The sequence below is a fragment of the Streptomyces inusitatus genome (genome assembly GCF_014651115.1).
GTDB lineage: Bacteria > Actinomycetota > Actinomycetes > Streptomycetales > Streptomycetaceae > Streptomyces > Streptomyces amakusaensis.
This window is the reverse complement of record NZ_BMWG01000001.1, coordinates 541,968-568,736: the sequence shown is the minus strand read 5'-3', so window position 1 is coordinate 568,736 and position 26,769 is coordinate 541,968. Positions and strand designations below refer to the sequence as shown.

Annotated in this window: 21 protein-coding genes and 1 pseudogene; 14 read left to right on the top strand and 8 right to left on the bottom strand. The window is 71.2% G+C overall.

Translation table 11 applies throughout. The features are described 5' to 3' along the window. Positions 1-198: 198 nt before the first annotated feature. Both IE247_RS02570 and IE247_RS02565 read left to right on the top strand, forming a co-directional pair. Positions 199-840 (top strand): GntR family transcriptional regulator, encoded by a 642-nt coding sequence (locus IE247_RS02570; RefSeq protein WP_190121157.1) that lies wholly within the window; start codon positions 199-201, stop codon positions 838-840. After that, complete coding sequence (locus tag IE247_RS02565; RefSeq protein ID WP_373305490.1) at positions 837-2,153, top strand: MFS transporter; 1,317 nt, start codon at positions 837-839, stop codon at positions 2,151-2,153. Before IE247_RS02570 ends, IE247_RS02565 begins: the two co-directional genes overlap by 4 nt. A gap of 54 nt (positions 2,154-2,207) precedes the next feature. Here IE247_RS02565 and IE247_RS02560 read toward each other — a convergent pair whose 3' ends face one another. Then, a complete protein-coding gene (locus tag IE247_RS02560) occupies positions 2,208-3,032 on the bottom strand; it encodes a maleylpyruvate isomerase family mycothiol-dependent enzyme (RefSeq protein ID WP_190121156.1) in 825 nt (274 codons plus the stop codon). A gap of 283 nt (positions 3,033-3,315) precedes the next feature. On the opposite strand from IE247_RS02560, the gene IE247_RS02555 reads away from it, so the two are divergent. Then, a complete protein-coding gene (locus IE247_RS02555) occupies positions 3,316-5,169 on the top strand; it encodes an NHL domain-containing thioredoxin family protein (RefSeq protein WP_190121155.1) in 1,854 nt (617 codons plus the stop codon). Here the strand turns inward: IE247_RS02555 and IE247_RS02550 are convergent. From IE247_RS02550 to IE247_RS02540, 3 genes are all read right to left on the bottom strand, one after another. Then, positions 5,166-5,534 carry a hypothetical protein gene (locus IE247_RS02550; protein ID WP_190121154.1) on the bottom strand — a complete coding sequence of 123 codons (369 nt, stop codon included), beginning with the start codon at positions 5,532-5,534 and terminating at the stop codon, positions 5,166-5,168. The two genes, IE247_RS02555 and IE247_RS02550, sit on opposite strands and share 4 nt — an antisense overlap. A 91-nt stretch (positions 5,535-5,625) precedes the next feature. Next, the gene (locus tag IE247_RS02545; protein ID WP_190121153.1) at positions 5,626-6,924 is read right to left on the bottom strand and encodes a M18 family aminopeptidase; all 1,299 of its coding nucleotides are present in this window, start codon (positions 6,922-6,924) and stop codon (positions 5,626-5,628) included. Positions 6,925-7,125: 201 nt separating this feature from the next. Beyond that, positions 7,126-8,952, bottom strand: coding sequence for an acyl-CoA dehydrogenase (locus IE247_RS02540; protein ID WP_190121152.1), 1,827 nt, complete (start codon positions 8,950-8,952; stop codon positions 7,126-7,128). Positions 8,953-9,080: 128 nt separating this feature from the next. Here IE247_RS02540 and IE247_RS02535 point away from each other — a divergent pair, with 128 nt between their 5' ends. From IE247_RS02535 to IE247_RS02525, 3 genes and pseudogenes are all read left to right on the top strand, one after another. Further along, positions 9,081-9,539: an SseB family protein gene (locus tag IE247_RS02535; protein ID WP_190121151.1), complete on the top strand. Its 459-nt coding sequence runs from the start codon at positions 9,081-9,083 to the stop codon at positions 9,537-9,539. 147 nt (positions 9,540-9,686) lie between these two features. Further along, positions 9,687-10,455: pseudogene (locus IE247_RS02530) on the top strand (pirin family protein). A gap of 142 nt (positions 10,456-10,597) precedes the next feature. Further along, positions 10,598-11,662, top strand: a complete 1,065-nt coding sequence (locus IE247_RS02525) for an AI-2E family transporter (RefSeq protein WP_190121150.1) — start codon at positions 10,598-10,600, stop codon at positions 11,660-11,662. Positions 11,663-11,844: 182 nt separating this feature from the next. Here IE247_RS02525 and IE247_RS02520 read toward each other — a convergent pair whose 3' ends face one another. After that, the gene (locus IE247_RS02520) at positions 11,845-13,944 is read right to left on the bottom strand and encodes an ATP-binding SpoIIE family protein phosphatase (RefSeq protein WP_190121149.1); all 2,100 of its coding nucleotides are present in this window, start codon (positions 13,942-13,944) and stop codon (positions 11,845-11,847) included. Positions 13,945-14,102: 158 nt separating this feature from the next. Here IE247_RS02520 and aspS point away from each other — a divergent pair, with 158 nt between their 5' ends. The 4 genes from aspS (at position 14,103) to IE247_RS02500 (ending at position 18,213) form a co-directional block, all read left to right on the top strand. After that, complete coding sequence (gene aspS / locus IE247_RS02515) at positions 14,103-15,881, top strand: aspartate--tRNA ligase (protein ID WP_190121148.1); 1,779 nt, start codon at positions 14,103-14,105, stop codon at positions 15,879-15,881. Positions 15,882-16,024: 143 nt separating this feature from the next. Beyond that, entirely contained in the window at positions 16,025-16,552 is a 528-nt protein-coding gene (locus tag IE247_RS02510) for a SigE family RNA polymerase sigma factor (protein ID WP_190121147.1), read from the top strand. Beyond that, entirely contained in the window at positions 16,536-17,417 is an 882-nt protein-coding gene (locus IE247_RS02505; protein WP_190121146.1) for a hypothetical protein, read from the top strand. The genes IE247_RS02510 and IE247_RS02505 overlap by 17 nt, the downstream gene beginning before the upstream one ends. Positions 17,418-17,427: 10 nt before the next feature. Beyond that, positions 17,428-18,213 (top strand): L,D-transpeptidase family protein, encoded by a 786-nt coding sequence (locus IE247_RS02500; protein WP_190121145.1) that lies wholly within the window; start codon positions 17,428-17,430, stop codon positions 18,211-18,213. Between the two features lie 117 nt (positions 18,214-18,330). On the opposite strand, the gene metG is transcribed toward IE247_RS02500, so the two are convergent. Beyond that, positions 18,331-19,950, bottom strand: coding sequence for a methionine--tRNA ligase (metG, locus tag IE247_RS02495; RefSeq protein WP_190121144.1), 1,620 nt, complete (start codon positions 19,948-19,950; stop codon positions 18,331-18,333). Between the two features lie 133 nt (positions 19,951-20,083). Here metG and IE247_RS02490 point away from each other — a divergent pair, with 133 nt between their 5' ends. Both IE247_RS02490 and IE247_RS02485 read left to right on the top strand, forming a co-directional pair. After that, a complete protein-coding gene (locus tag IE247_RS02490) occupies positions 20,084-20,737 on the top strand; it encodes a response regulator transcription factor (protein WP_190121143.1) in 654 nt (217 codons plus the stop codon). An 80-nt stretch (positions 20,738-20,817) separates the two neighbouring features. Beyond that, a complete protein-coding gene (locus IE247_RS02485; protein WP_190121410.1) occupies positions 20,818-21,939 on the top strand; it encodes a sensor histidine kinase in 1,122 nt (373 codons plus the stop codon). 11 nt (positions 21,940-21,950) lie between these two features. Here IE247_RS02485 and IE247_RS02480 read toward each other — a convergent pair whose 3' ends face one another. Continuing rightward, a complete protein-coding gene (locus tag IE247_RS02480; RefSeq protein WP_190121142.1) occupies positions 21,951-23,186 on the bottom strand; it encodes a VWA domain-containing protein in 1,236 nt (411 codons plus the stop codon). Positions 23,187-23,474: 288 nt separating this feature from the next. Here IE247_RS02480 and IE247_RS02475 point away from each other — a divergent pair, with 288 nt between their 5' ends. Together IE247_RS02475 and IE247_RS02470 are read left to right on the top strand one after the other, a co-directional pair. Next, entirely contained in the window at positions 23,475-25,553 is a 2,079-nt protein-coding gene (locus tag IE247_RS02475; RefSeq protein ID WP_190121141.1) for a PhoX family protein, read from the top strand. Positions 25,554-25,604: 51 nt separating this feature from the next. Continuing rightward, positions 25,605-25,994 carry an RNA-binding S4 domain-containing protein gene (locus IE247_RS02470; protein ID WP_190121140.1) on the top strand — a complete coding sequence of 130 codons (390 nt, stop codon included), beginning with the start codon at positions 25,605-25,607 and terminating at the stop codon, positions 25,992-25,994. 33 nt (positions 25,995-26,027) lie between these two features. On the opposite strand, the gene IE247_RS02465 is transcribed toward IE247_RS02470, so the two are convergent. Beyond that, the gene (locus IE247_RS02465; protein ID WP_190121139.1) at positions 26,028-26,750 is read right to left on the bottom strand and encodes a DUF2690 domain-containing protein; all 723 of its coding nucleotides are present in this window, start codon (positions 26,748-26,750) and stop codon (positions 26,028-26,030) included. Between the last annotated feature and the right edge of the window lie 19 nt (positions 26,751-26,769).

The following is a 26,769-nucleotide window of genomic DNA, read 5'->3' as shown; positions in this document are numbered from 1 at the left end:
ACAAGTGCCCTCAGGTGAGACAGACGAAGGGGCGGAAAGGATGTACGGAACGGCGTACATCTCTTTCGGAACATCTCCCTCCGTTCCGCCCGTCCCCACCACGCGCCCCGAACGCCTCCGCCGCGCGCCCGCGTCCGCCCGTCCTGCATCGTGGACAGGCCGCTGTGGATGTACCCCACTTGTATCTAAGCTGTACGCATGCCTCTCGCAGCCCCCGCGGCCGAACGCGTCTACACCCATGTCAAGCAGGCGGTTCTCGACCGCCGTTACGAGGGCGGCACGCTGCTGACCGAGGGCGAGCTGGCCGATGCCGTGGGCGTCTCCCGTACCCCGGTCCGCGAGGCGCTGCTCAAGCTGGAGGTCGAGGGGCTGATCAAGCTCTACCCCAAGAAGGGGGCCCTGGTCATCGCGGTCTCCGCGCAGGAGATCGCCGATGTCGTCGAGACCCGGCTGCTGGTGGAGGAGCACGCGGCCCGCAAGGCCGTACCCGCACCGCCCCGGCTGCTCGCCCGGCTCGAAGAACTGCTCGAACAGCAGAAGCGGCAGGGCGAGACCGGTGATCTGGCCGCGGTGGCGGTCACCGACCGGCTCTTCCACGCCGAGATCGTGCGCAGCGGGGGCAATGAGATCCTCTCCCGCCTCTACGACCAACTCCGTGACCGGCAGCTGAGAATGGGGGTCGCCATCATGCACGCGCATCCCGACCGGATCGCCAAGAACGTCACCGAGCACAGCGAGATCCTCGAAGCGCTGCGCGCCGGGGACCCGGAGCGGGCCGCGGCCCTCGTCCACCGCCATGTCGGCTGGTTCAGCACCCTGGCGCGCGGAGAGGTCCGGTGAGCGCCCCGGGCGGCATAGCCGGCCCCGGTTCCGGTTCCGGCTCCCCGCCGGGCGGCGGCCGGGCGGTGGCGATCTGGTCCATCGGCGTCAGCGTCTACTTCGTCGCCATCATCTTCCGTACCTCGCTCGGGGTCGCGGGCCTCGACGCCGCCGACCGTTTCGATGTCAACGCCTCCGCGCTCTCGACCTTCTCCATCCTCCAACTGCTGGTCTACGCGGGGATGCAGATCCCCGTCGGTCTGCTGGTCGACCGGCTCGGCACCAAGAAGGTGCTGGCCATCGGCGCGGTGCTGTTCACCGTCGGACAGCTCGGCTTCGCGCTCGCCCCCTCGTACGGCACGGCGCTGGCCGCCCGGGCGCTGCTCGGCTGCGGCGACGCGATGACCTTCATCAGTGTGCTGCGGCTGGGCAGCCGCTGGTTCCCGGCCCGGCGCGGGCCGCTGATCGCCCAGATCGCCGCCCTCTTCGGGATGGCGGGCAATCTGGTCTCGACCATCCTCATCGCCCGGCTGCTGCACGGCATCGGCTGGACCGCCACCTTCGCGGGCAGCGCGGTGGCCGGCGCGGTCGTCGTGGTGCTGGTGGTGCTCTTCCTCCGGGACCACCCCGAGGGGTACGAGCCGCCCCCGGCGGGCCGGCCGGGGGCCGGGTTCGTACGCGAGCAGATCACCCGCTCCTGGCGGGAGCCGGGCACCCGGCTGGGGATGTGGACGCACTTCACCACCCAGTTCCCGGCGATGGTGTTCCTGCTGCTCTGGGGCATGCCCTTCCTCATCGAGGACCAGGGCCTCTCCCGGGGGACGGCGGGCTCCCTGCTCACCCTGGTGGTGCTGGTGAGCATGGTGGTGGGGCTGGTGTACGGGCAGGTCATCGCCCGCCATCACGCCGCCCGGGTGCCGCTCGTCCTCGGCACGGTCGGCGCGACGGCCCTGCTGTGGGCCGCGACCCTGGTCCACCCGGGGGAGCGGGCCCCGATGTGGCTGCTGGTCACCCTCTGCGTGGTGCTGGGGGCGTGCGGACCTGCCTCGATGATCGGCTTCGACTTCGCCCGGCCGGCGAATCCGCCGCAGCGGCAGGGCACGGCCTCGGGAATCGTCAACGTCGGCGGCTTCACCGCCTCGATGACCACCCTGCTGGCGATCGGCCTGCTGCTCGACGCGACCGGCGGGAACTACCGAGCCGCGTTCTCCAGCGTCTTTGTCCTCCAGGCCCTCGGCATCGTCCAGATCCTGCGGCTGCGGGGGCGCGCGGCGCGGCTGGAGCGCGAGCGGCTGGTGGCGAGCAGGGTGGAGGCGGTGCACGTACCGGCGTGAGACCGGTCCGGGGCTCAGCGCCTCACGGCCTCAGCGCCTCAGAAGCTCAGCGCCTTACGGCGTCACGGCGAACGCGCGCAGGATCGCCGCCGCCAGCTCCTGGTCCCCGTCCACCTTCACCCGGTCCGCCACGGCGGCCGGCCTGACCCGCCCACAGGCCAGCCGGTAGTACGTCTCCCAGTCCAGCGCGAGTGTCACGATCGGCCCCAGCGAGGGCGCGCCGTCGACCGAACCACGCCCGTCCGCGTTCACCCGTACCGTACGGAGGAACTCCACCGGACCGTGCACATCGATCACCACCGCCGAATTCGGCGGCGCCCCCGCGTCCTTCGCGACCACCTTCGGCAGCGCCTCCAGCAGCACGTCCCGCACGATCTGCGCACCGGGCGAGTCCAGATTGCCCGGCTGATTCAGCGCTGTCCGCAGATCCTGCTCATGCACCCACACATCGAACGCGCGCATCCGCATGGCCAGCTCCAGCGTCTGCTCCGCACCCAGCGGCGCCCGGACCATGGTGTCGGGCGACCGGGTCTCATTGCGGAGCTGCCGTGCCCGCCGGATCAGCGTGTACTCCAGCTCGGAGGTCATCTCCGGGGCCGTGTGATGACGGCGTACGTCGACCTGCATCTCCATGTACCGGGCGAAGTCGTTCGTCACATGGTAGAGATCGCGCGGCAGCGTATGGATCGGACGGGGATCCCCCAGCATCTCCGTCTCCACGCCGATCACATGCGAGACCACATCCCGCACCGACCACGCGGGGCACGGCGTCGCCCGGTTCCACTCCCCCTCCACGAGCGGCTGCACCAGCTCCGCTATCGCTTCGACGGAGTGTGTCCAGGCATCGGCGTAGTTCTGGAGGCTGGGATGGACGGTCACGGGACCCCTCGGCGGTTCTGCTGGACGCGGGCTGGCGGCTGGCGGGCGACGGCTGGTCTGCTGCTCTGCGTGGGAGGTTCGGCAGTCAAGTTACGCTGCCGGGCGGTACCCCGGCAGTGCTTTCGTATGACGATCGTAGGCCCGTACCCCGGGCTGTCCTACAGAACCGTCGCCGCCATGGACGTGTGCCTGGAAAAGATCCCCGCAAACACCATCGGATACTGACAAACCACCGGTCTGTCGTTGTGATCCGGTGTTCATACGCGGATGGCAAGCTTGAAGCATGAACGATGCCGCCCCGGCGCCCACCCCCGCGCCCGCGCCCCGCCGTGCCCGTGTCCGTGCCCCCGAGCTGATCGGCAGGGGCGGCTGGCTGAACACCGGTGACCAGCAGTACACCCTCGGCGATCTCCGGGGGAAGATCGTCGTTCTCGACTTCTGGACCTTCTGCTGCATCAACTGTCTGCATGTCCTGGACGAGCTGCGCGAGCTGGAGGAGAAGCACCGCGACACCGTGGTGATCATCGGTGTGCACTCGCCGAAGTTCGTGCACGAGGCCGATCATCAGGCGGTGGTCGACGCCGTCGAGCGGTATCAGGTGCGCCATCCGGTGCTGGACGATCCGGAGCTGGTGACGTGGAAGCAGTACGCGGTACGGGCGTGGCCCACGCTGGTGGTCGTCGACCCCGAGGGGTATGTGGTCGCGCAGCACGCGGGTGAGGGGCACGCGCACGCGATCGCCGCGCTGGTGGCGGAGCTGGAGGCGGAGCACGCGGCGAAGGGGACGCTGAGGCGGGGGGACGGGCCGTATGTGGCGCCGGAGCCGGTCGCGGGCGGGCTGAGGTTTCCGGGGAAGGCGATCGCGCTGCCGTCGGGGAACTTCCTGGTCTCGGACACCACCAGGAATCAGCTGGTGGAGCTGGAGCCGGACGGGGAGAGCGTCGTACGGCGGATCGGCGACGGGGAGTTCAACGAGCCGCAGGGGCTCGCGCCGCTGCCGGACGGGCGGGTGGCCGTCGCGGACACGGTGAACCACGCGATCAGGGCGTACGACCCGGAGACCGGGGCGGTGGAGGTGCTCGCCGGAACCGGGAAGCAGTGGTGGCAGGGGTCGCCGACGGCCGGGCCCGCGCGGGAGACCGCGCTGTCCTCGCCGTGGGACGTGGCCTGGTGGGACGGGAGGCTGTGGATCGCCATGGCCGGGGTGCACCAGCTGTGGAGCTACGACCCCGTCGCCGACACCGTCCGCGTCGAGGCGGGCACCACCAATGAGGGCCTGGTCGACGGGGACGCCGCCGAGGCGTGGTTCGCGCAGCCGTCCGGGCTCGCGGCGGACGGGGAGCGGCTGTGGATCGCCGACTCCGAGAACTCGGCGCTGCGCTGGATCGGTCTCGACGGGGTGGTGCGCACGGCGGTGGGCACCGGGCTCTTCGACTTCGGGCACCGGGACGGGGAGGCCGGGCAGGCCCTGATGCAGCACCCGCTGGGGGTGACCGTGCTGCCGGACGGATCGGTGGCCGTCAGCGACACCTACAACCACGCCCTGCGCCGGTACGACCCGGCGAGCGGCGAGGTGACGACCCTCGCCACCGATCTGCGGGAGCCCTCCGACGCGGTGCTCGTCGGCGAGGACATCGTGGTGGTGGAGTCCGCGCGGCACCGGCTGACCCGGCTGCGGCTGCCGGAGGAGGCGGTGCGCGTGGAGGCGGTCGCCCACCGCACCCGGCGGGCCCCGACCGAGGTCGCCCCCGGGCGGCTGCGGCTGGACGTGGTCTTCCAGGCCCCGGCGGGCCAGAAGCTGGACACCCGGTACGGGCCGTCCACCCGGCTGCTGGTCTCCGCCACCCCGCCCGAGCTGCTGGCCGGCGGCGAGGGCGCGGGCAGCGACCTCTCCCGTGAGCTGGAGATCGATCCGTCGGTCGGGGAGGGCGTGCTGCATGTCTCCGCGATGGCCGCCTCCTGCGACGACGATCCGGTTGGGGGCACCTCCCGGTCGAAGACTGGGGGAGAGTACCCGGCCTGCCATGTGCACCAGCAGGACTGGGGGGTCCCGGTCCTGGTGAGCGCCGGAGGAGTCAGCAGGCTCCCGCTGGTGCTCGCGGGGATGGACGAGGAGCCTGTCGGCCCGCAGGTCTAGCCGATGACGCCCTGACCGGCCGCCGGGCGGCCCGAGACCCCGTCCATACAGCCCTTGACCCAGAGTCCGGGGTCGTAGGACATCTCGCGGCCGCCCGCCCCGGCCAGGGCCAGCCGCTCACAGCCGCCGGAGCGCAGATCGGTGACCTGGTCGCCGACGCGGTCGTACTGCCGGACGCGGGAGCCGTGGACGAAGCCCGACTCGTACGCCACGTCCTCGGCGAGCGGCGGCCGGTCGCCGTACTGCCGCAGCAGCAGCCAGCCGCCGCCGAACAGGAAGACGGCGGCGATGGCGGCGGTGATGGCGAGGGCGCGGCGGGAGGGGCCGCTGTGGGCGGTGAGGGACGTCTGATCGAGCAGAACCATGACGTCCACCCTGCCCGGCGGGGCCTTTCCCGGATGTTTCCGCCACAGGCCCCTGCCCGTCGGCCCGTCAGCCTGTCAGTCCGTCGGCCCGTCAGTCCGTCAGGAACGCCGTCAGCACATTCGCCAGCAGATACGGGTCGTCCGCCCCACACAGCTCGCGCACGCTGTGCATCGACAGGCACGCCACCCCGATGTCGACGGTCTGGATGCCGTGCCGCGCCGCCGTGATGGGGCCGATGGTGGTGCCGCAGGGCATCGCGTTGTTGGAGACGAAGGACTGCCAGGGCGAGCCCGCCTTCTCGCAGGCCGCCGCGAAGACGGCCCGGCCGCTGCCGTCGGTGGCGTACCGCTGGTTGACGTTGACCTTGAGGATCGGGCCGCCGTTGGGACGCGGGTGGTGCGTCGGGTCGTGGCGCTCCGGGTAGTTGGGGTGCACCGCGTGGCCGACGTCGGAGGAGAGACAGACCGTCGAGGCGAAGGCGCGCGCCCGGTCCTCGTAGCCGCCGCCGCGCGCGAACACCGAGCGCTCCAGCACCGTGCCGAGCAGCGGGCCGTCCGCCCCGGTGTCGGCCTGGGAGCCGTTCTCCTCGTGGTCGAAGGCGGCGAGTACGGGGATGTACGAGAGCCCCGGCGAGGCGGCGGCCGCCGCGAGGGCGGCGGTGGCGGCGTGCACCGAGAGCAGATTGTCCAGGCGCGGGCCGGCCAGCAGCTCGCTGTCCCGGCCGAGGTAGGCGGGCGGCTCGATGGCGTGGGTCATCAGGTCCCAGCCGGCGACCTCGCCCTCGTCGAGGCCGGCCTCCTCCTCCAGGAACTGGATGAGGTCGCCCTCGTGGGCGTCGCCCAGCCCCCAGATCGGCTGCATATGGCGCTGCTTGTCGAGCTTGAGCCCCTCGGAGGAGACGGTGCGGTCGAGGTGGATCGCGAGCTGCGGCACCCGCAGCAGCGGCCGGTCCACGCTGACCAGCCGGTGCGAGCCGTCGCGCAGGGTGAGCCGTCCGGCGATGCCGAGATCGCGGTCCAGCCAGCTGTTGAGCAGGGGCCCGCCGTAGACCTCGACGGCGATCTGACGCCAGCCGTGCGAGCCGGCGTCGGGCTGGGGCTTGACCCGCAGATTGGGGGAGTCGGTGTGCGCGCCGACGATCCGGAACGGGGTGTGCGCCTCGGCGCCCTCGGGCACGTACCAGGCGATGAGCGCGCCGCCGCGGATCACATACTTACCGCCGGCCGTCCCGTCCCAGACATCGGTCTCCCGCACCTGCTGGAATCCGGCCTTCCCCAGTCGCTCGGCGGCGACGGCGACCGCGTGGTACGGCGAGGGGGCGGCGGTCAGGAAGGCCATCAGGTCGTCGGTGTGTCCGCGGTCGAACGGGACGGGTGCGCTGCTGCTCATGGGGCCACCTTAACGAGGGGCGCGTACTGGGGGCGCATGGAATCGGCTCACGCCCCCGGTCCTCGCACGGGGTGATCAGGGCACACCGCACCGCCACCGCCGCCCGCACCCGAACGGGGTGTACGGGGACGCGGGATTGACGACGGGGGCCGGGCCGGGAGACTCCCCGGCCCGGCCCCCGTACGGGACTTTCCCCGTCTTCTAGAACGCGGCCTCGTCCAGCTCCATCAGCGAGAGGTCCACGGTCTCGGCGATCGAGCGCTCGACCGAGACGCGCGGCAGCACGGTCGAGGCGAAGAACTTCGCGGCGGCGATCTTGCCCTGGTAGAACGGCGCGTCCTTGGCGGAGGCCGTCGGCAGCTTCTCCGCCGCCACCGCCGCGCCGCGCAGCAGCAGATAGCCGACGACGACATCGCCGGAGGACATCAGCAGCCGGGTGGTGTTCAGCCCGACCTTGTAGATGTTCTTGACGTCCTCGCCGGTGGCGATCAGATCGTTGGTCATCGCCCCGACGATCGCCTCCAGGTCCACCGCCGCCGCGGCCAGCGCGGAGCGGGCCCCGGCCAGCTCCTCGCCGCCGCTGCCGACGGCCAGGAACTTCTTGATCTCCTCGGAGAGGACGTTCAGCGCCTTGCCCTGATCACGGACGATCTTCCGGAAGAAGTAGTCCTGGCCCTGGATGGCGGTGGTGCCCTCGTAGAGCGTGTCGATCTTGGCGTCCCGGATGTACTGCTCGACCGGGTACTCCTGGAGGTACCCGGAGCCGCCCAGGGTCTGGAGGGACTGGGCGAGCTGCTCGTACGAGGTCTCCGAGCCGTAGCCCTTGACGATGGGGAGCAGCAGGTCGTTGAGCGCGGTCAGCTCGGCGGTGTCCTCGCCCGCGCTCTCCTTCGCGGCGATGTCGTCCTGGACGGAGGCGGTGTACAGCACGAGGGAGCGCATGCCCTCGGCGTACGCCTTCTGCGTCATCAGGGAGCGGCGGACGTCCGGGTGGTGGGTGATGGTGACCTTGGGCGCGGTCTTGTCCGCGAAGTTCACCAGGTCCTGGCCCTGGACGCGCTCCTTGGCGTACTCCAGGGCGGTGAGGTAGCCGGTGGAGAGGGTGGCGATGGCCTTGGTGCCGACCATCATCCGGGCGAACTCGATGATCATGAACATCTGGCGGATGCCGTCGTGCTTGTCGCCGATCAGCCAGCCCTTGGCGGGGTGGCGGTCGCCGAAGGTCATCTCGCAGGTGTTGGAGGCCTTGAGGCCCATCTTGTGCTCGACGTTGGTGGCGTAGACGCCGTTGCGCTCGCCCAGCTCGCCGGTCTCCCAGTCGAAGAGGAACTTCGGCACGAGGAAGAGGGAGAGGCCCTTGGTGCCCGGTCCGGCGCCCTCGGGGCGGGCGAGCACGTAGTGGAAGATGTTCTCCGACATGTCGTGCTCGCCGGAGGTGATGAACCGCTTCACGCCCTCGATGTGCCAGGAGCCGTCGTCCTGCGGGACCGCGCGGCTGCGGCCGGCGCCCACGTCCGAGCCGGCGTCCGGCTCGGTGAGGACCATGGTGGAGCCCCACTCCTTCTCCACGGCGATCGAGGCGATCTTCTTCTGGGCCTCATTGCCCTCCTCGAAGAGGATTCCGGCGAAGGCCGGGCCCGAGGAGTACATCCAGATGGCGGGGTTCGCGCCGAGCAGCAGCTCCGCGTAGCCCCAGATCAGGGAGCGGGGGGCGGTGGTGCCGCCGATCTCCTCGGGGAGGCCGAGCCGCCAGTACCCGGACTCCATGAAGGCCTGGTAGCTCTTCTTGAAGGACGCGGGTATCGGCGCGGTGTTGGTCTCCGGGTCGAAGACGGGCGGATTGCGGTCCGCGTCCTCGTAGGAGGCCGCCAGGTCGTTCTCCGCGAGGCGGGCCACCTCCTCCAGAATGCTCTTGGCCGTGTCGACGTCCATCTCCGCGAACGGACCGGAGCCGTACAGCTTGTCGCGTCCGAGGACCTCGAAGAGGTTGAACTCGATGTCGCGGAGATTCGACTTGTAGTGCCCCATGGCGACGGCTCCGTAGTTCGGGAGTCTGTTGGCTAACCCATCTACCAGCTAGTAGCTACGATGATGCTACCCATCAGTAATAAGTTGCAACCCCCAATCGCCGAAGTGTGACTCGTTACCCTTGCGGCATGTACGGCTATGACCAGAGTCAGGGCGCTCACCAGCAGTACGCACCCCAGCAGCCCTACGGGGGGCAGCCGCAAGGGCAGCCGCTGTATCCGGAGCCGTCGCCTCCTTCACTCGCCGACGCGGTGCGCGCCTTCACCACCGGATCGCTCTCCGCCGAGGACTTCCAGCAGATCTTCGCCACCTCGAAGGTCTACTGCCCGCGCGGCGACAACCCCGGGTTCCTGGCGCTGCACAACACGCAGCAGCCGGTGATCCCGATGTTCACCTCCCTCAAGGAGCTGCGCAGATACGCGGGCAAGGAGTCCAAGTACTTTGTGATCACGGGCGCGGAGGTGATCGACCTGCTGCCGACCGGGTACGGCTTCGTCCTGGACATGGAGGGCGAGCACCGGATGGTCTTCGACGCCAAGGCGGTGGAGCAGATGGTCGACTTCGCGATGCGGCGCATGTACGGGTAGGGCCTGCGGGGGCCCGTGGAGCGGGTCCGAGCGGCGGGAATGAACGGTTCGACGACGCCCGGGAGGAATATCTCCCGGGCGTCCCTCGTTCTGGGTAGCGGAAAGTTCAGGATTCAACTAAACTGGCCGCACAAGGAGGTACTCCCCATGCCCGCTGTGACTGTCGAGAACCCGCTCACCCTGCCGCGCGTCTCCGCGCCCGCGGAGGCCACGCCCCGGCCCGTGCTGGCTGCTCGACGGAACCTTCGTCCACCAGGACAGCAACGGCGGCGGCGGAACCATCCAGAACGGTGACACCCAGTGGATGACGGCGGGCTCCGGCCTGCTGCACATCGAGGCCCCGCCGGAGGAGCTGGTGATGTCCGGCGGCCTCTTCCACGGCCTCCAGCTCTGGGTCAACCTCCCCGCGGCCGACAAGATGATGGACCCGCGCTACCAGGACATCCGCGGCGGCCAGGTCCAGCTGCTCACCTCCCCCGACGGCGGCGCGCTGCTCCGTGTCATCGCCGGCGAGCTGGACGGTCACGAGGGCCCCGGCATCACCCACACCCCCATCACGATGATCCACGCCACCCTGCGGCCGGGTGCGCAGATCACCCTCCCCTGGCGGCAGGAGTTCAACGGCCTCGCCTACGTCCTCGCCGGACACGGCACCGTCGGCACCGACCGCCGGCCCGTCCGCAAGGGCCAGACGGCGGTCTTCGGCGACGGCGGCTCGCTGACCGTCCGCGCCGACGACACGCAGGACTCCAACAGCCCCGACCTGGAGGTCGTCCTCCTCGGCGGGCGTCCCATCCGGGAGCCGATGGCGCACTACGGCCCCTTCGTGATGAACACCCAGGCCGAGCTGAAGGCCGCGTTCGACGACTTCCAGGCCGGCCGGCTCGGCACGGTCCCGGCGGTCCACGGCATGTGACGGCACGCGGACGGTACGGAGGAGGGCCCGGCGGCAGACATCTGCCGTCGGGCCCTCCTCCGTACCCGGCCCCGGGCCCCTCTCTCACCCGGCCGGGCGCGCGTGACGGGTCGCCGGGGCGCGGCCGTGGTCGGCTGGGGGAGTGCTGACCCTTCTCCCGGACCCCGTACGGCGTCTCGCGTCCTGGTGCGTCGTCATCCTGCTGGTGGCCGGGGTCGGCGCGGCCGCGATCTGGGTCCTCGGCACCTTCCGGATCGCCGTCACCCCGGTGCTGCTCGCCATCCTCGGCACCGCCCTGCTCGGGCCGCTCTACCGCAGGCTCGTGAAAATGGGCGTACAGCGCTCACTCGCGGCCGCCCTGACCTGCGTCGCCGTCCTTGTGATCGTCGGCGGGGCCATGTACATCGTCGTCGCCGCCCTCGTCGACACCGGCGATCAGATCGTCGCCTCCCTGAAGCAGGCCGCCGAAGGGCTCGCCAAGCACCTCGGCGCGTCCGGGACCTCCCTCGGCGATCTCACGGGCAACGCCAGAAAACTGCTGGAGAAGTTCGGCGGGACCGCCGCGTCCGGGGTGCTCACCGGCCTCGGCCTGGTGGGCGAGGCGATCGCCACCGCCGTACTGGCGCTGCTGCTGATCTTCTTCTTCCTCCGCGACTCCGACCGCACCTCCGACCTCGCCCACACCATCGCCCCCGGCCCCACCGGAGAGGCGGTCGAGGCCATGGGACGGCGCGCCTTCGAGGCCGTCGAGGGCTTTATGCGCGGCACCACCTTCATCGCGCTCATCGACGCCCTCTGCATCACCGTCGGCCTGCTGATCCTGCGCGTCCCCGGGGCCGTCGGCCTGGGCGCACTGGTCTTCGTCGGGGCGTACATCCCCTATCTCGGGGCCTTCATCTCCGGCGCGGTGGCGGTACTGGTCGCGCTCGCCGACCGGGGATGGGTGATCGCGCTGTGGGCGCTGGGGGTGGTGCTGGCGGTGCAGGTCCTGGAAGGGCATGTGCTGCAACCGATGATCCAGAGCCGGACGGTGCAGATGCATCCGGCGGTGGTGATGCTGGCGATCACGGCGGGGGCGGGGGTGGCGGGGATTCTGGGGATGTTGTTGGCGGTGCCGGTGGTGGCGGCGGCGTTTGGGGTGATCGGGGAGTTGAGGGGGAGGTATTCGGGGGGTGCGGGTGGTGCTCGGGGTGCGGGTGGTCCGTGAGTGCGGGCCCTGGTCGGGGGCGCTGCCCCCGAACCCCCGCGCCTCAATCGCCGGCGAGGCTGATTTTCACCTGCCTCAGGCTTCGCCGGGGGGGACCCCCAGCGAGGCTGAAATTAAGGCACCCGTTCGCTGAATACCCAGGCAGCAGGGCTGAAATTGGGGACCCCAGCGGGTTGATTTGCTCAGCCGTCCGCGTCGGAGGTGGGTTTGTTGGACTCGTGGAGGAGGAACCAGATGGATTTGCCTTCGCCGCGGGGGTCGACGCCCCAGGAGTCGGCGAGCATTTCCATGAGCATGAGGCCGCGGCCGGAGGAGGCCATTTCGCCGGGGCGGCGCTTGTGGGGGAGGTCGTCGCTGGAGTCGGTGACCTCGACGCGGAGGCGGCGGGGGCTGGTGGCGCCCTGGCAGGTGACCTCGGCGGCGAGGAGGGCGTGGCCGTCGGTGTGGACGAGGACGTTGGTGACCATTTCGGAGACCATGAGGACGGCGGAGTCGACCTGCTCGGGGTCGGCCCAGTCGTGCAGCAGCTCCCGGACCTGGTTCCGGGCGGAGGAGATCCGCTCGGGCTCCGCCTGGGCGACGGTGATGGCTGTGCGCCGGGGGGTCTCGCGGGTGGGGGTGTCGTCGCGGCAGAGCAGGACGAGGGCGACGTCGTCCTCGCGCCGGTCGGCCAGGGGCCCGATGGTGTAGTGGGAGACGGGCCCGTGGACGGCCTGTACGAGGGAGTCGGCCAGCTCTTCGAGTGAGCCCTGCTCGGCGTGGTCCTCCAGGACCTCGCGCAGCCGGGCCCAGCCGGTGTCCAGGTCGTGGCCGCCGGTCTCCAGGAGGCCGTCGGTGCAGAGCATCATCGTCTCGCCGGGCTCCAGGGTCAGCCGGGTCGTCGGATAGTCCGAGTCGGGGTCGATGCCGAGCGGCAGCCCGCCCTCGGTGGGGCGCATCAGGACCGTGCCGTCGGCCGTGCGCACGGCGGGCTCGGGGTGACCGGCGCGGGCGATCTCGATGCCGCCGTTCGCGGGGTCGACCTCCAGATAGAGGCAGGTGGCGAAGCGGGAGCCGGAGTGGTCGGCCTGCTCGTAGGTGTCGGTGATGCCGTGGAGGAAGCGTGAGGCGCGGGAGAGGACCGCGTCGGGGCGGTGGCCCTCGGAGGCGTAGGCGCGCAGGGCGATGCGGAGCTGGCCCATCAGTCCGGCGGCCCGTACGTCATGGCCCTGGACGTCGCCGATGACCAGGGCGATCCGTCCGGAGGGCAGCGGGATCATGTCGTACCAGTCGCCGCCGACCTGGAGCCCGCCGCCGGTCGGCACATAGCGCGCCGCGACCGTCATGCCCGGGATCGCGGGTCCGAGGACCGGCATCATCGAGCGCTGGAGCCCCAGGGACAGTTCGCGCTCCGACTCGGCGACGCCGGCCCGGGTGAGGGCCTGCGCCAGCATCCGGGCGACCGTCGTCAGCACCGAACGCTCGTCGGGGGTGAAGGCCACCGGGTGCCGGAAAGCCGCCATCCACGCGCCCATCGTGCGCCCGGCGACGATCAGCGGGAGATAGGCCCAGGACTGCCGGCCCAGCCGCTGGGCCAGCGGCCAGCTTGTCGGATAGCGCCGGTTGTACTCCTCGGGGCTCGGCAGATACACGGCCCGCCCGCCGCGCACCACCTCGGCCGCCGGATGGTCGATGTCCAGCCGCATATCGCTGAAGGGGTCGTCGCCCGCGCTCTGGTGCCCGTGGTGGCCGATGATCGTCAGCCGTTCGCCCGCCGCGCCGAAGACCGCGAGCCCGTCCGGCGAGAAGCCGGGCATGGAGAGCGAGGCCGCCACCCGCAGCACCTCGGCGGTGGACCGGGCCTCGGCCAGCGCCCGCCCCGCGTCCAGCAGGAACGCCTCGCGCGAGCGACGCCAGTCACCGGTGATCGGGGTGCGCGCCGCCGTCCCCTCGGTGGGCTCGGCGACCTGCTGGAGCATCCCGTCCAGCAGATAGGCCCCATTGAAGAGGACCGGCTTCGAGCGGCTCCGTACGGTACGGAGCACCCGGCCCTCGTCGTCGACGACCCGCAGCCGGCCCTCCGCGAGGGTCCCCTCGGCGATCGCCAGCGAGACGACCCCGTTGATCTCGTTCCAGTCGACGGGGTGGAAGCGCGCGCGGACGACGGACTCGGGGAAGGTGCGTCCCTCGGGCGGCAGTTCGAGCAGCCGGGCGGCCTCGGAGTCGAGGGTGACGACCCCTGCCGCGTTGTCCCATCTCCACAGGCCGGTCGCGATGGCGGACAGGACTTCCTCGGTGCGCATTGCCTCACTTTATTCCGATCCGTGTCCCCCGGACGCCCAGGGACCACTACCGGGGGACAAACGGTGGCGTGTCTATGCCAATGAGGTTTAGGGGGTCCGGGCGGTAACCTTGATGGGCCCGCCCCATCCCCTCAATCACCAAGACTGGATGAACGACGATGCATCGGTACAGGTCACACACGTGCGGCGAGCTCCGCGCCTCTGACGTCTCCACCGACGTCCGGCTGAGCGGCTGGCTGCACAATCGCCGAGACCTGGGCGGCATCCTCTTCATCGATCTGCGGGACCACTACGGCATCACCCAGCTGGTGGCCCGCCCGGGCACCGCGGCCAACGAGGCGCTGAGCCACCTCACCAAGGAGACCGTCGTCCGTATCGACGGCACGGTCGTCAGCCGGGGCGCGGACAACATCAACCCCGAGCTGTCCACCGGCGAGATCGAGATCGAGGTCTCCGCCGTCGAGGTGCTGGGCGCCGCCGCCCAGATCCCGTTCACGATCAACGCCGACGACGGCGTCAACGAGGAGCGGCGCCTGGAGTACCGCTTCCTCGACCTGCGCCGTGAGCGCATGCACCGCAACATCATGCTGCGCAGCGCCGTCATCTCCGCCATCCGGCACAAGATGACCGCCCTCGGCTTCAACGAGATGGCGACCCCGATCCTGGCCGCGACCTCCCCCGAGGGCGCGCGCGACTTCGTGGTCCCCTCGCGGCTCAACCCGGGCAAGTTCTACGCGCTGCCGCAGGCCCCGCAGCAGTTCAAGCAGCTGCTGATGATCTCCGGCTTCGACCGCTACTTCCAGATCGCGCCCTGCTTCCGCGACGAGGACGCCCGCGCCGACCGCTCCCCCGGCGAGTTCTACCAGCTCGACGTCGAGATGAGCTTCGTCGAGCAGGAGGATGTCTTCCAGCCGATCGAGAAGCTCATGACCGAGCTGTTCGAGGAGTTCGGCGGCGGCCGCCCGGTCACCTCGCCCTTCCCGCGCATCCCGTTCCGCGAGTCGATGCTGAAGTACGGCAGCGACAAGCCGGACCTCCGCGCCGAGCTGGAGCTGGTCGACATCACCGATGTCTTCGAGGGCTCCGAGTTCAAGGCCTTCGCCGGTAAGCACGTCCGCGCCCTGCCGGTGCCGGACGTCGCCGCCCAGCCCCGTAAGTTCTTCGACGGTCTCGGCGACTTCGCCGTCTCCCTCGGCGCGAAGGGCCTGGCCTGGGTGCGCGTCGCCGAGGACGGCACTCTCTCCGGCCCGATCGCCAAGTTCCTCACCGCCGACAATGTCGCCGTCCTCACCGAGCGGCTGGGCCTCGCCGCCGGTCACGCCGTCTTCTTCGGCGCGGGCGACTACGAAGAGGTCTCCAAGATCATGGGCGGCGTCCGGGTCGAGGCCGCCAAGCGCGCCGGGCACTTCGTCGAGGGCGAGTTCCGCTTCTGCTGGATCGTCGACTTCCCGATGTACGAGCGCGACGAGGAGACCGGGAAGATCGACTTCTCCCACAACCCGTTCTCCATGCCGCAGGGCGGCATGAACGACCTGGAGGAGAAGGACCCGCTGGACATCCTCGCCTGGCAGTACGACATCGTCTGCAACGGCATCGAGCTGTCCTCCGGCGCGATCCGGAACCACGAGCCCGAGATCATGCTCCGCGCCTTCGAGATCGCCGGCTACACCCGCGAGACCGTCGAGCAGGAGTTCGCGGGCATGCTCCGCGCCTTCCGCCTCGGCGCCCCCCCGCACGGCGGCATCGCCCCGGGCGTCGACCGCATCGTGATGCTCCTCGCCGACGAGCCCAACATCCGCGAGACCATCGCCTTCCCGCTCAACGGCAACGCGCAGGACCTGATGATGGGCGCGCCGTCCGAGCTGGACGAATCGCGGCTGCGCGAGCTGAACATCCAGCTCCGCAAGCCGGTCGCCAAGCCGGCCGCCGCCGAGTAGCACTCCCGGCTCCCACACCGACCAGGGCCCGGTACGCCTCGCGTACCGGGCCCCGGCCCGTTGTGGGCGAGGCAACCGGAACCGGCCCCTCGGGCGTTCCACAGACGTGGACGACGGAAATCGAGGACGGGAACGGCGGCGTGATGAGCTCCGGGGGAGACGCGAGCGATTTTGAAGCGTATGTCGCGGCACGGGGGGCGCGGCTGCTGAGAGTGGCCTGGCTGCTCACCGGCGACGCGCACCTCGCGGAGGATCTGCTCCAGACCGTGCTGGCGAAGGTCTGGCCCAAGTGGCGCAAGATCTCCGGCGACCATCCGGACGCGTACATCCGCAAGGCGCTGGTGCACACCCACGCCTCCTGGTGGCGCAGACGCTGGCGCGGCGAACTGCCGCACGGCGAGCTTCCCGACACGGTCGCCTCCTGGGACGCGTACGCCTCCGTCGACCTGGAGCAGTCGCTCGCCGCCGCCGTCCGCGCCCTCCCGGTCCGGCAGCGCGCGGTGGTGGTGCTCCGCTTCTTCGAGGATCTGAGCGTCGAGGAGACCGCGGCCACCCTCGGCTGCGCGCCCGGCACCGTCAAGAGTCAGTCCTCCAAGGCCCTGCGCACCCTGCGGGAGCTGCTTCCGGAACACGCGAGAGACGGGGGTGATCTCCATGCGCGGGCCTGCTGAGCACGGGGAGCACACAAGGCACGCGGAGGACGAACTGCGCGTACTGCTGGAACGGGCCACGCCGAAACTCGCCGCGCCGGAGGGACGGCTGCGGCAGGTGCGGGAGCGGGTGGCCCGCCGCAGACGCCGCAGGGCGGGGGCCGCGGTGCTCGTCGCGTCCGCGCTGGCGGTCGCCGGGACGGTGCTGCCGACCGCGCTGCGCGACGCCGGTCTCCAGCCGGTGCGGCCCGCCGCCTCGGAATCGGAACCGGCCCCCGGACCCTCGTACACCCAGGCGGAGCCGCCCGTCCCCTGGGGCGAGGAGAAAGTGCGCTCCGTGCGCTTCCCGCTGCTGGCGGGCGCGACGGTCGATCTTCCCGAGTCCTGGCGGGCGCTGACCGTCCCCGCCGTCACCGCCGCCGGTGGGCCCGCGGAGGCGGTCGGGTATGTGGGGACGGTGTCCCTGACCGGCCCGGCGGACTCCTGCGAGCCGGAGACCGACACCGGCTGCGCGTCCTTGGAGAAGCTGGGACGCGAAGACGTGCTGATCCGGCTGACCGACGGCACGAGCACGAGCACGAGCGGGAGCCCCGACCGGGCGAAGAGCCGAAACGGCCCGGATCTGCCCCGGCGGACGGACAGCTTCTGCGAGCGGGTCGGCGGCGATCTCTCGTACACGACCGAGGCACTGGACGAGGGGACGAACTACGACCTGAGGACCGACTTCGACATCTGCGTTCATGTGAACGCCTCCGAGGAGACGATGTCGACGGTCCAGCGGATCGTCAACAGCACCCGGTTCCGGGAGATGACCGCCCCCACCGCCCCCACCGCACCCCTGTCCGAGGCAGTGGGCAAAACGCGGGACACCAGCGCCCCGCAGTGAAGGACACCCCATGACCCCCCGTATCCGCAGGTCAGCCGTGCTCCCGGCCGCCGTGCTCGCCCTCGCGGCGCTGCTCACCGGCTGCGGCGCACCCGCCGCCACCGCCCCGCCCGACGACGCGAAGCGCCCGGCGGAGCCCTCCGTCTCTGCCTCCGCGTCCGTCTCGGCCTCGGTGCGGACGCAGGAGGCGCGGCGCGAGGCACACCGGGAGATACCCGGGATCGGGCCCCGGACCCTGGCCGGGATCGACGGCCGGACCCGGCAGGTCCTCGTGGTGAGCGGCGGGGGAGCCGATGCCAACCGCAGCACGGCCGCCCTCTACGAGAGCGGCCCGGAGGCCGGCTGGCGGCGGGCCGCCGGGCCCTGGCCCGCCCGCAACGGGCTGAAGGGCTGGACCGAGGACCACCGCCTGGGCGATCTGCGCACACCGATCGGGGTGTACGGACTCACCGACGCGGGCGGGCTGCTGCCCGACCCGGGCACCGAGCTGCCGTACGACCGGCGGCCGGAGTTCACCGCCCGGGGGACGAACTTCGACGGGAAGTCCCTGGACGGCGCGTTCGACCATGTGGTGGCGGTCAACTACAACCGGAAGCCCGGCCTCACCCCGCTGGACTGGACGCGTCCGCTCGGTGAGGCGAAGGGCGGCGGCATCTGGATCCATGTCGACCACGGCGGCGCGACACAGGGCTGTGTCGGCCTCGCCAGACCCCGCGTCGCGGAGCTGCTGAAACTGCTGGACCCGAAGGCGCGGCCGGTGGTGGTGATGGGGCCCAAGAAGTCGCTGGCCCGCTGAGAGCGCGTCGCGCGTCGCGCGTCGCGCGTCGCGCGTTGACGACGGTGTACGCGAAAAGGACCGCCGCCCCTCCCGGGAACGGCGGTCCTCCGCGTGCGGTGAGTGAACCGCGTACGGCTACTGGTCCTTCTTCGGGTCCTCCAGACGCGGGAAGAGCACCGCGCCCTTGGTGACCGTCGAGCCCGCGGGCAGCAGACCCCAGGCGCCGGCGTCCTGGACGCGCTGCTCACCGAGCGCGCCGAGAGCGGCCTCCGCGCCCAGCGAGTCCCACAGCGCCTGCGAGGTCTCGGGCATCACCGAGTTCAGCAGCACCGCGACGCCCCGCAGGGACTCGGCGGCCGTGTAGAGGATCGTCGCCAGCCGGGCCTGACCCTCGGGAGAGTCGTCCTTGGCGACCTTCCACGGCTCCTGCTCGGTCAGATAGCCGTTGACCTGCTTCACGAAGTCGAAGATCGCCAGGATGCCGCCCTGGAAGTCCAGCTCGTCGCCGATCTTCGCGTCCGCCGTGGCGGCGGCCCGCGCCAGCCCCTCCTGGACCGCCGTCTCGGCGTCACCGGCGGCGGTCGCGGCCGGCAGCGCGCCGCCGAAGTACTTGCCGACCATCGCGGCGACCCGGGACGCCAGGTTGCCGTAGTCGTTCGCCAGCTCGCTCGTGTAGCGGGCGGTGAAGTCCTCCCACGAGAAGGAGCCGTCCTGGCCGAAGGCGATGGCGCGCAGGAAGTACCAGCGGTAGGCGTCGACGCCGAAGTGCGAGGTCAGATCCTGCGGCTTGATGCCGGTCAGATTCGACTTCGACATCTTCTCGCCGCCGACCATCAGCCAGCCGTTGGCCGCCACGCGCCCCGGCACCGGAAGCCCGTTCGCCATCAGCATCGCGGGCCAGATGATCGCGTGGAAACGGAGAATGTCCTTGCCGACCAGATGCACATTGGCGGGGAAGGTCTCGGCGAACTTCGCCGGATTCTCGTTGTAGCCGACCGCGGTGGCGTAATTCAGCAGGGCGTCGATCCACACGTAGATCACGTGCTTCTCGTCCCACGGGACCTTCACACCCCAGTCGAAGGTGGACCGGGAGATCGACAGGTCCTGAAGGCCCTGCTTGACGAAGTTCACGACCTCGTTGCGGGCGGACTCGGGCTGGATGAAGCCGGGGTCGGCCTCGTACAGCTCCAGCAGCTTCGGGCCGTACTCGCTCAGCTTGAAGAAGTAGTTCTCCTCCTTGAGGAGTTCCACCGGCTTCTTGTGAATGGGGCAGAGCTTCTCGCCCGCGTACTCGCCCTCGCCGTCGATCAGATCGCCGGGGAGCTTGTACTCCTCACAGCCCACGCAGTACGGGCCCTCGTATCCGCCCTTGTAGATCTCGCCCTTGTCGTAGAGATCCTGGACGAATTCCTTCACCCGGTCCGTGTGCCGCTTCTCGGTGGTGCGGATGAAATCGTCGTTCGCGATGTTCAGATGCTCCCAGAGGGGCTTCCACGCCTCTTCCACGAGCTTGTCGCACCACTCCTGAGGAGTGACCCCATTCGCCTCGGCAGTGCGCATGATCTTCTGACCGTGCTCGTCCGTGCCGGTGAGGTACCACACCTTCTCGCCGCGCTGACGGTGCCAGCGGGTGAGCACGTCGCCTGCGACGGTCGTGTAGGCGTGGCCCAGGTGAGGAGCGTCGTTGACGTAGTAAATGGGGGTCGAGACGTAGTACGCCGCCGCCCCCTGCTTCTCGGATCCAGTGGCCGCCATGTCGAAATCCTACTGGCCCGGAGATGCCCTTCTCACCGCGATAAACCCGGGCGGGCACCGGGGGGCGGAGACATCGGCGAAACACCCCGTGGCGTATCTCTTGCGGGTGGATCGGGCACAAGGAGAGAACGACATGCGGGTACTGGTCGCCGAGGACGAACAGGTTCTGGCCGAGCTGGTCGCCACCGGGCTGCGGCGGGCCGGTTTCGCCGTGGACACGGTCTACAGCGGGGACGAGGCACTCGCCCGTCTGGGGCTGTACGACTACGACGTGGTCGTCCTCGACCGCGATCTCCCCCGGCTCCACGGCGACGAGGTGGCACGCGCGCTGGTCGCCGCCGCCGCCCGCACCAGGATTCTGATGCTGACCGCCTCCGCCGCCCCGGAGGACCGGGTCGCGGGGCTCGACCTGGGGGCCGACGACTATCTGGGCAAGCCCTTCGACTTCCCCGAGCTGGTCTCCCGGGTCCGGGCGCTGCGGCGGCGCAGCGCCCGCCCGGTGCCGCCGCTGCTGGAGCGGCACGGGGTGCGGCTCGACAGCGTGCGCAGACGCGCCGAGCGGGACGGGCGGGAGCTCGATCTGTCGCCCAAGGAGTTCTCCGTGCTCCAGATCCTGCTGGAGTCGGACGGCGCGACCGTCTCCGCCGAGGAGCTGCTGGAGCGGGCCTGGGACGCGCACACCGACCCCTTCACGGGCGCGGTACGCGTCTGCATGAGCAAGCTGCGCGGGAAACTCGGGGAGCCCGGGCTGATCCGTACCGTCCAGGGCGTGGGGTACGCGCTGTGAGCGCCGCGCCCGCCGCCCCGCCCGCAGTCTCCGCCGCCGCCTCGGCCGCCGCCGCGCCTTCCGGGACGCGGGTGGCGCACATGGGGCCCGGCCGGCTGGGGCCCGGCTCCACGATCCGGACCAGGATCGCCCTGGTGTTCGGGGCGGTCTTCCTGGTGCTGGGCGCGGTGCTGCTCGCCGTGGTCTATCTGCTCTCCACCGAGGGCACGGAGTCGGAGGCGGAGGAGATCGCCCGGCGGGCGTTCCTGGCCGAGGAGGGGGGAGCGTCCCTGGAGCGGATCAGCGCCCTTCGGCTCACCGGGACCGTCAGCGATGCCGCCGCCGCGCAGCTCCTCTTCTGGTCCTTCACCGCGCTGCTGATCACGGCGCTCTGCGCGGTGGTGGTGGGCTGGTGGACGGCCGGGCGACTGCTGCGGCCGGTGCACGCCATGACGGCGAAGGCCCGGAAGCTCTCCGAGCGGACGCTGCACGAGCGGATCGGGGCGAGCGGCCCCGACGACGAGCTGAAAGAGCTGGGCGACACCCTGGACGCGCTGCTCGCGCGGCTGGAGACGGCCTTCGACAGCCAGCGGCGGTTCATCGCCAACGCCTCGCACGAGCTGCGTACCCCGCTGGCCACCCAGCGCACCGCGATCCAGGTGGGGCTGGCCTCGGACAACCCCGAGGAGACCGCCGCCACCAGGGAGATCCTGCTGGAGAGCAACCGCCGCAGCGAGCGGCTGATCGACGGCCTGCTGCTGCTGGCGCGCGGGGAGCGGGGGCTGTCCGAGCGGGACGACGTCGACCTCGGGGAGGTCGCGGTCGAGGAGTCCCGCAGACAGGGAGTGACGGCCGGGGCGACCGGTCCGGCCGGCTCGGCCGTGGTGCGCGGGAACCGGGTGCTGCTGGACCGGATGGTCGGCAATCTGGTCGCCAACGCGGTGGCGTACAACGTGCCCGGCGGGACGGTGTCGGTGCGGGTCGAGGGCGGGACGCTGACGGTGGGGAACAGCGGGCCGGTGATCCCCGAGGAGGAGATCCCGGCGCTCTTCGAGCCGTTCCGGCGGGGTGAGGGACGGGACCGGATGGGGCCCGGGGCGGGCCTCGGGCTGTCGATCGTCCGCTCGATCGCCCGGGCCCACGACGGCGAGGTGACGGCCGGGCCCGGCCCCGAGGGGGGCCTGACCGTCACCGTGTCGCTGCCTGTCGTGTCCGCGCCCTGAGCGGACCCGCCTCAGGGGCGCCAGGCCTGGAGGATCCCGTCGTACATCGCCTCGTCGGTGAGCGCGCCGGGGGTGGGGCCCGCGTGGAAGAAGGCCGCGTTCTCGGCGGTGAGCCTGCGGAGGTAGTCAAAGCCCTTCGCGTCTTGTTCGCCGAACGCGACGAACTGCCAGAACACCTTCGGGGCGGTGGCGGCCGCCGCCGCCAGCGCGGCGGTGGCGGCGGTCTTCGACTCGGGCGCGCCGTCGGTCTGGAAGACGACCAGCGCGGGCGCGCGGGGAGCGGCCTTGACGTGGAGGGCGAGGACCGCGTCGACGGCGAGATGGTAGTTGGTGCGCCCCATCCGGCCGAGCGAGCCGTGCAGTTCGTCGATCCTGCCCTCGTACGCCTCGGCGGTCAGCTCGCCGGTCCCGTCGACCTCGGTCGAGAAGAACACCACCTTGACCGAGGGATCGTCCTGGAACTGCGCGGCGAGCGCGAGCGTCTGCTCGCCGAGGCGCTGGGCGCTGCCGTCCTTGTAGTACGGGCGCATCGACCCGGACCGGTCCAGCACCAGATACACCCGCGTCCGCGACCGCCCGCTCTTGACCTTGATCCCGGCCCGCCGCACCGCGTCGCGCGCGGCCTCGTGATGGGGGAGGACGCTCTCGGGCGCAGCTTCCGGCTCGGGCTCGGGCTCGGGCTCGGACGCGGTCTCCGGCTCGGGCGGTACGGGGGTCTCCTCGGCGGTCGCCACCACCGGGTCCTCAAGGGCGGCGGGGGTCTCGACGGCAACCACTTCCGGTTCCGGTTCCGGCTCGGTCGGCTCGGGGGCCTTCTCCACCGTGACGATCCGGGCGGGCTCGGGCTCGGGCTCGCGCTCGCGCTCCGGCTCCGGTTCCGGCTTCAGCTCCGGTTCCGGTTCCGGTTCCGGTTCTGTGCGGGACTGCGGCGGCACCGCGGCCGTCTGCGGGCGGGCCTGCGGATTGTCGAACGCCGCCGACACCAGGTCCGTCGCCGTCGTGGAAGGCACGGGCTCGGGCTCGGGCGCGCGCTCGGCCGGTGTCTCGGGCGGCGAGGCGGGAGTCTCGGCCGGAGGCGGGACGGTGGGAGTGGCGGTGGGAGTGGCGGTGGCGGTGGCGGCGATGGCGGGGGCGGTGGCCGGTTCCGTGTGTTCGGACTGGGGCGGTACGGAGGATGCGGCCGCCGACTCGCTGGGCTCCGAACGATCGCGGCCGAACATCTTGCGCAGCAGGCTCCGAATGCCCATGTGCGAGGCCTTTCGCATGAGTTGGGTGGAGTATTCTCCGCTTTTGGGCCAGGTTGTCCGTGATATGTCCTGGCCAGGGCGGACACGTAAGGTTAGCCGCCACCCGTCGGCGACCCCTGCGGGGGCGGCCCCCGCGCCCGACGGCCCTCCGCCCGCGATCCCCGCCGCACTCGCCGGATTCACTCACCGTTCACTCCGAGTCCCCCGCCGCGCACGGCTCGCCGCCTAACGTCTGGCCCGGAGAGATTCCGACAGACTGTCGGCGCGGTGTGCGCCGGAGGAGGAAAAGTGCGCAGACTGCTGCCGCTCTTGAGCACCAAGCCGCACGCGGGCGGACGTTCGGCGCTGACCTGCCGCTACCGCTGCGGTGACGCCTGCTTCCAGGAGGTGCCGAACACCAGCGGCAATGAGTACGCGGGCGACATCATCGCCGGGGCCCTCTCCCGCCGCTCGATGGTGCGCGCCGCCGCCGTGGTGACCGTCGCGACGGCCGCCGGGACCGCCGCGCTCGCCGGGCCGGACGGCGGCTCCCGGGCCCACGCCGCACCGGCCGCCGCCGCGCCCGCCACCGCTGCCGCCGCCAGGGGCAGGGGCCGCGCCGACGGAGCGAGGGGCCTGCGGTTCACCCCCGTACCCCCCAATGTGAACGACAGGGTCACCGTCCCCGCCGGGTACGCCCAGAATGTGGTGATCCGCTGGGGCGACCCCATCCTGCGCGGCGCGCCCGCCTTCAACGCGGAGAAGCAGACCGCGAAGGCCCAGGCGGGGCAGTTCGGCTACAACAACGACTTCCTCTCGCTGCTCCCCCTCCCGGGTGAGCGCCGCCGCCAAGTGCTCGTCGCCAACCACGAGTACACCGACGAGATGCTGATGTTCCGGAAGTACGACCCGGAGAATCCGACCCGCGAACAGGTCGAGATCGCCTGGGCCGCCCACGGTCTCTCGGTCGTCGTGGTCCAGGAGGACCGGCTGACGGGCAGCCTCACCCCGGTCAACCGCCACCACCTCAACCGCAGGCTCACCGCGACCAGCCTCTTCGAGGTCACCGGCCCGGCGGCGGGCAGCCCGCTGCTGAGGACCTCCGCCGACAGGACCGGCGTACGGGTGCGCGGGACGCTCAACAACTGCGCGGGCGGCACCACCCCCTGGGGCACCACGCTCCACGGCGAGGAGAACTTCAACCAGTACTTCGCCAACGGCGCGAGCGAGACCGACCGCCGCTACGGCATCGCCGCCGGTCCCTCCGAGCGCAAGTGGGAGCGGTTCGACCGGCGCTTCGACGCGGCGCTGGAGCCCAACGAGTCCCACCGCCACGGCTGGGTGGTCGAGCTCGACCCGTACGACCCCGACTTCATCCCCCGCAAGCGCACCGCGCTCGGCCGCTTCAAGCACGAGGCCGCGCAGCCCCGGCTGACCGACGACGGCCGTCCCGTGGTCTATATGGGGGACGACGAACGGTTTGACTACTTCTACAAGTTCGTCTCGTCGAAGCGTATGAAGAAGGGCACGTCACGGGCGGCGCGCGAGCACAACCGCACGCTGCTGGACGAGGGCACGCTGTACGTCGCCAAGCTGAGCGGCGACAGCCCGGAGGCCGTCGACGGCTCGGGCAGGCTCCCGGACGACGGTGAGTTCGACGGCTCCGGCGTCTGGATCCCGCTGGCCACCGGCGATGTCTCGCATGTGCCGGGGATGACGGCGGACGAGGTGTACGTCTTCACCCGGATCGCGGGCGACAAGGTCGGCGCGACCAAGATGGACCGCCCGGAGGACGTCGAGCCCTCGCCGCGCACCGGCCGGGTCTATGTGGCGCTCACCAACAACACCGACCGGGGCAAGCCCGGCAAGCCCGGCGCGGACGAGGCCAATCCGCGCAACCTCAACAAGCACGGCCAGATCCTGGAGCTGGCGGAGAACTGGGACGACCCGGCGGGCGACGGCTTCGCCTGGCGGCTCTTCCTGGTGGCGGGCGATCCGAAGGATCCGTCCACCTACTTCGCGGGCTTCCCCAAGGAGAAGGTGAGCCCCATCTCCTGCCCGGACAATGTGGCGTTCGACCCCTACGGGAATCTGTGGATCTCGACCGACGGCAACAAGCTGGGCTCGCACGACGGGCTCTTCGGAGTGGCCGTCCACGGCGAGCGGCGCGGTGAGCTGAAGCAGTTCCTGACCGTGCCGACGGGGGCCGAGACCTGCGGTCCGGTCATCCAGGAGCGGCGGGTGCTGGTCGCCGTCCAGCACCCCGGCGAGGTGGACGGGGCATCGGTCGAGAAGCCCGCGAGCAGCTGGCCGGACGGGCCGGGCAAGCTGGTGCGGCCCGCCGTGGTCGCGGTCTGGCGCCGGGACGGCCGGGAGATCGGCGTCTGACCCCGTCTCGCAAGCCGGTGCGGGCGGCGGCGGAGCCGTAGAGTCGGACGCATGGATACCGAAGGGGCAGAAGGGTCCGTACGGGTCGACGCCTGGCTGTGGTCGGTGCGGCTGACCAAGACCCGCTCACAGGCCGCGGCGGCGTGCAAGGCCGGTCATGTCCGGGTCAACGACACCCGGATCAAGCCCGCGCACGCCCTGCGCGCGGGCGATCAGGTGCGGCTCTTCCACGCGGGCCGGGAGCGGGTGGTGGTCGTCGTCAAGATCGTCCGTAAGCGGGTGGGCGCGCCGGTGGCCGTCCAGTGCTACATCGACAACAGCCCGCCGCCCCCGCCGAAGGAGTTCGTCGCCCCGGCGGCGGTGCGCGACCGGGGCGCGGGGCGTCCGACGAAGCGCGACCGCAGGGAGCTGGAGCGCCTCCAGCAGCGTGCAAATCCGTAGTCCCACGCCCGGCGCACCCCGGACCCTCCCGGCTCAGCTCGGCGAGGAGGAGCCGGGGGTGGGCGGGGCGGACGGCAGATGCGTGCCGTCCGCTCCGACGCGCAGCTCGTACCCCTTGGGAATCTCCTGCTCCGCGTTGCCCTTGACCGCGACCGCCACCGCCTGCGCGGAGAAGTCCTTCCGGTGCACCGGGAGCATCGTCGTGTACTGGGTCTTCCCCCAGTCCACCTTTGCCGCCTGCCGGCGGGTCGGCGAGGTGGTGATCGTCACCGTGTCGCCGGGCCGTGCCCCGGTCAGCTTGGCCCACACGGCCTCGCAGCGCGGGTTGTAGCGGATCTCCAGGCGCATCAGACCGGCCCATTCGTCCCGCAGGGTCACGGTCCCCCGGGTGCAGCGGGCCTTCTCGGGGTCGAGCCCGTCGCAGGTCTCGCCCTTGCAGCCGGGGACGACATCGGCCGAGGCGGACGGCGAGTCCGCCGGGTTGCCGCCGTCGGACGCGCCGGGGCTCTCCTCCGCGAGCAGGGCGGAGAGGATCACCGGCACCAGGGCCGCGACGATCGCCACGATCAGCGCCCCGATCAGCGACTCCGGGCCGTGCCTGCGGATCCATGAGCGCGAAGCCCTCGCCCGGCCGCCACCGCCACCGCCACTGTCCCCGCCCCCGTCCGCCGCGCCGCCGGAATCCTCCCGGTCCCCCTCGTCGCCACCCCGGTCACTGTCGCCGATGCCGCTGCTGCTGTCTCGCACGGTGGTCACCCCCGCAACTCCATGCCTC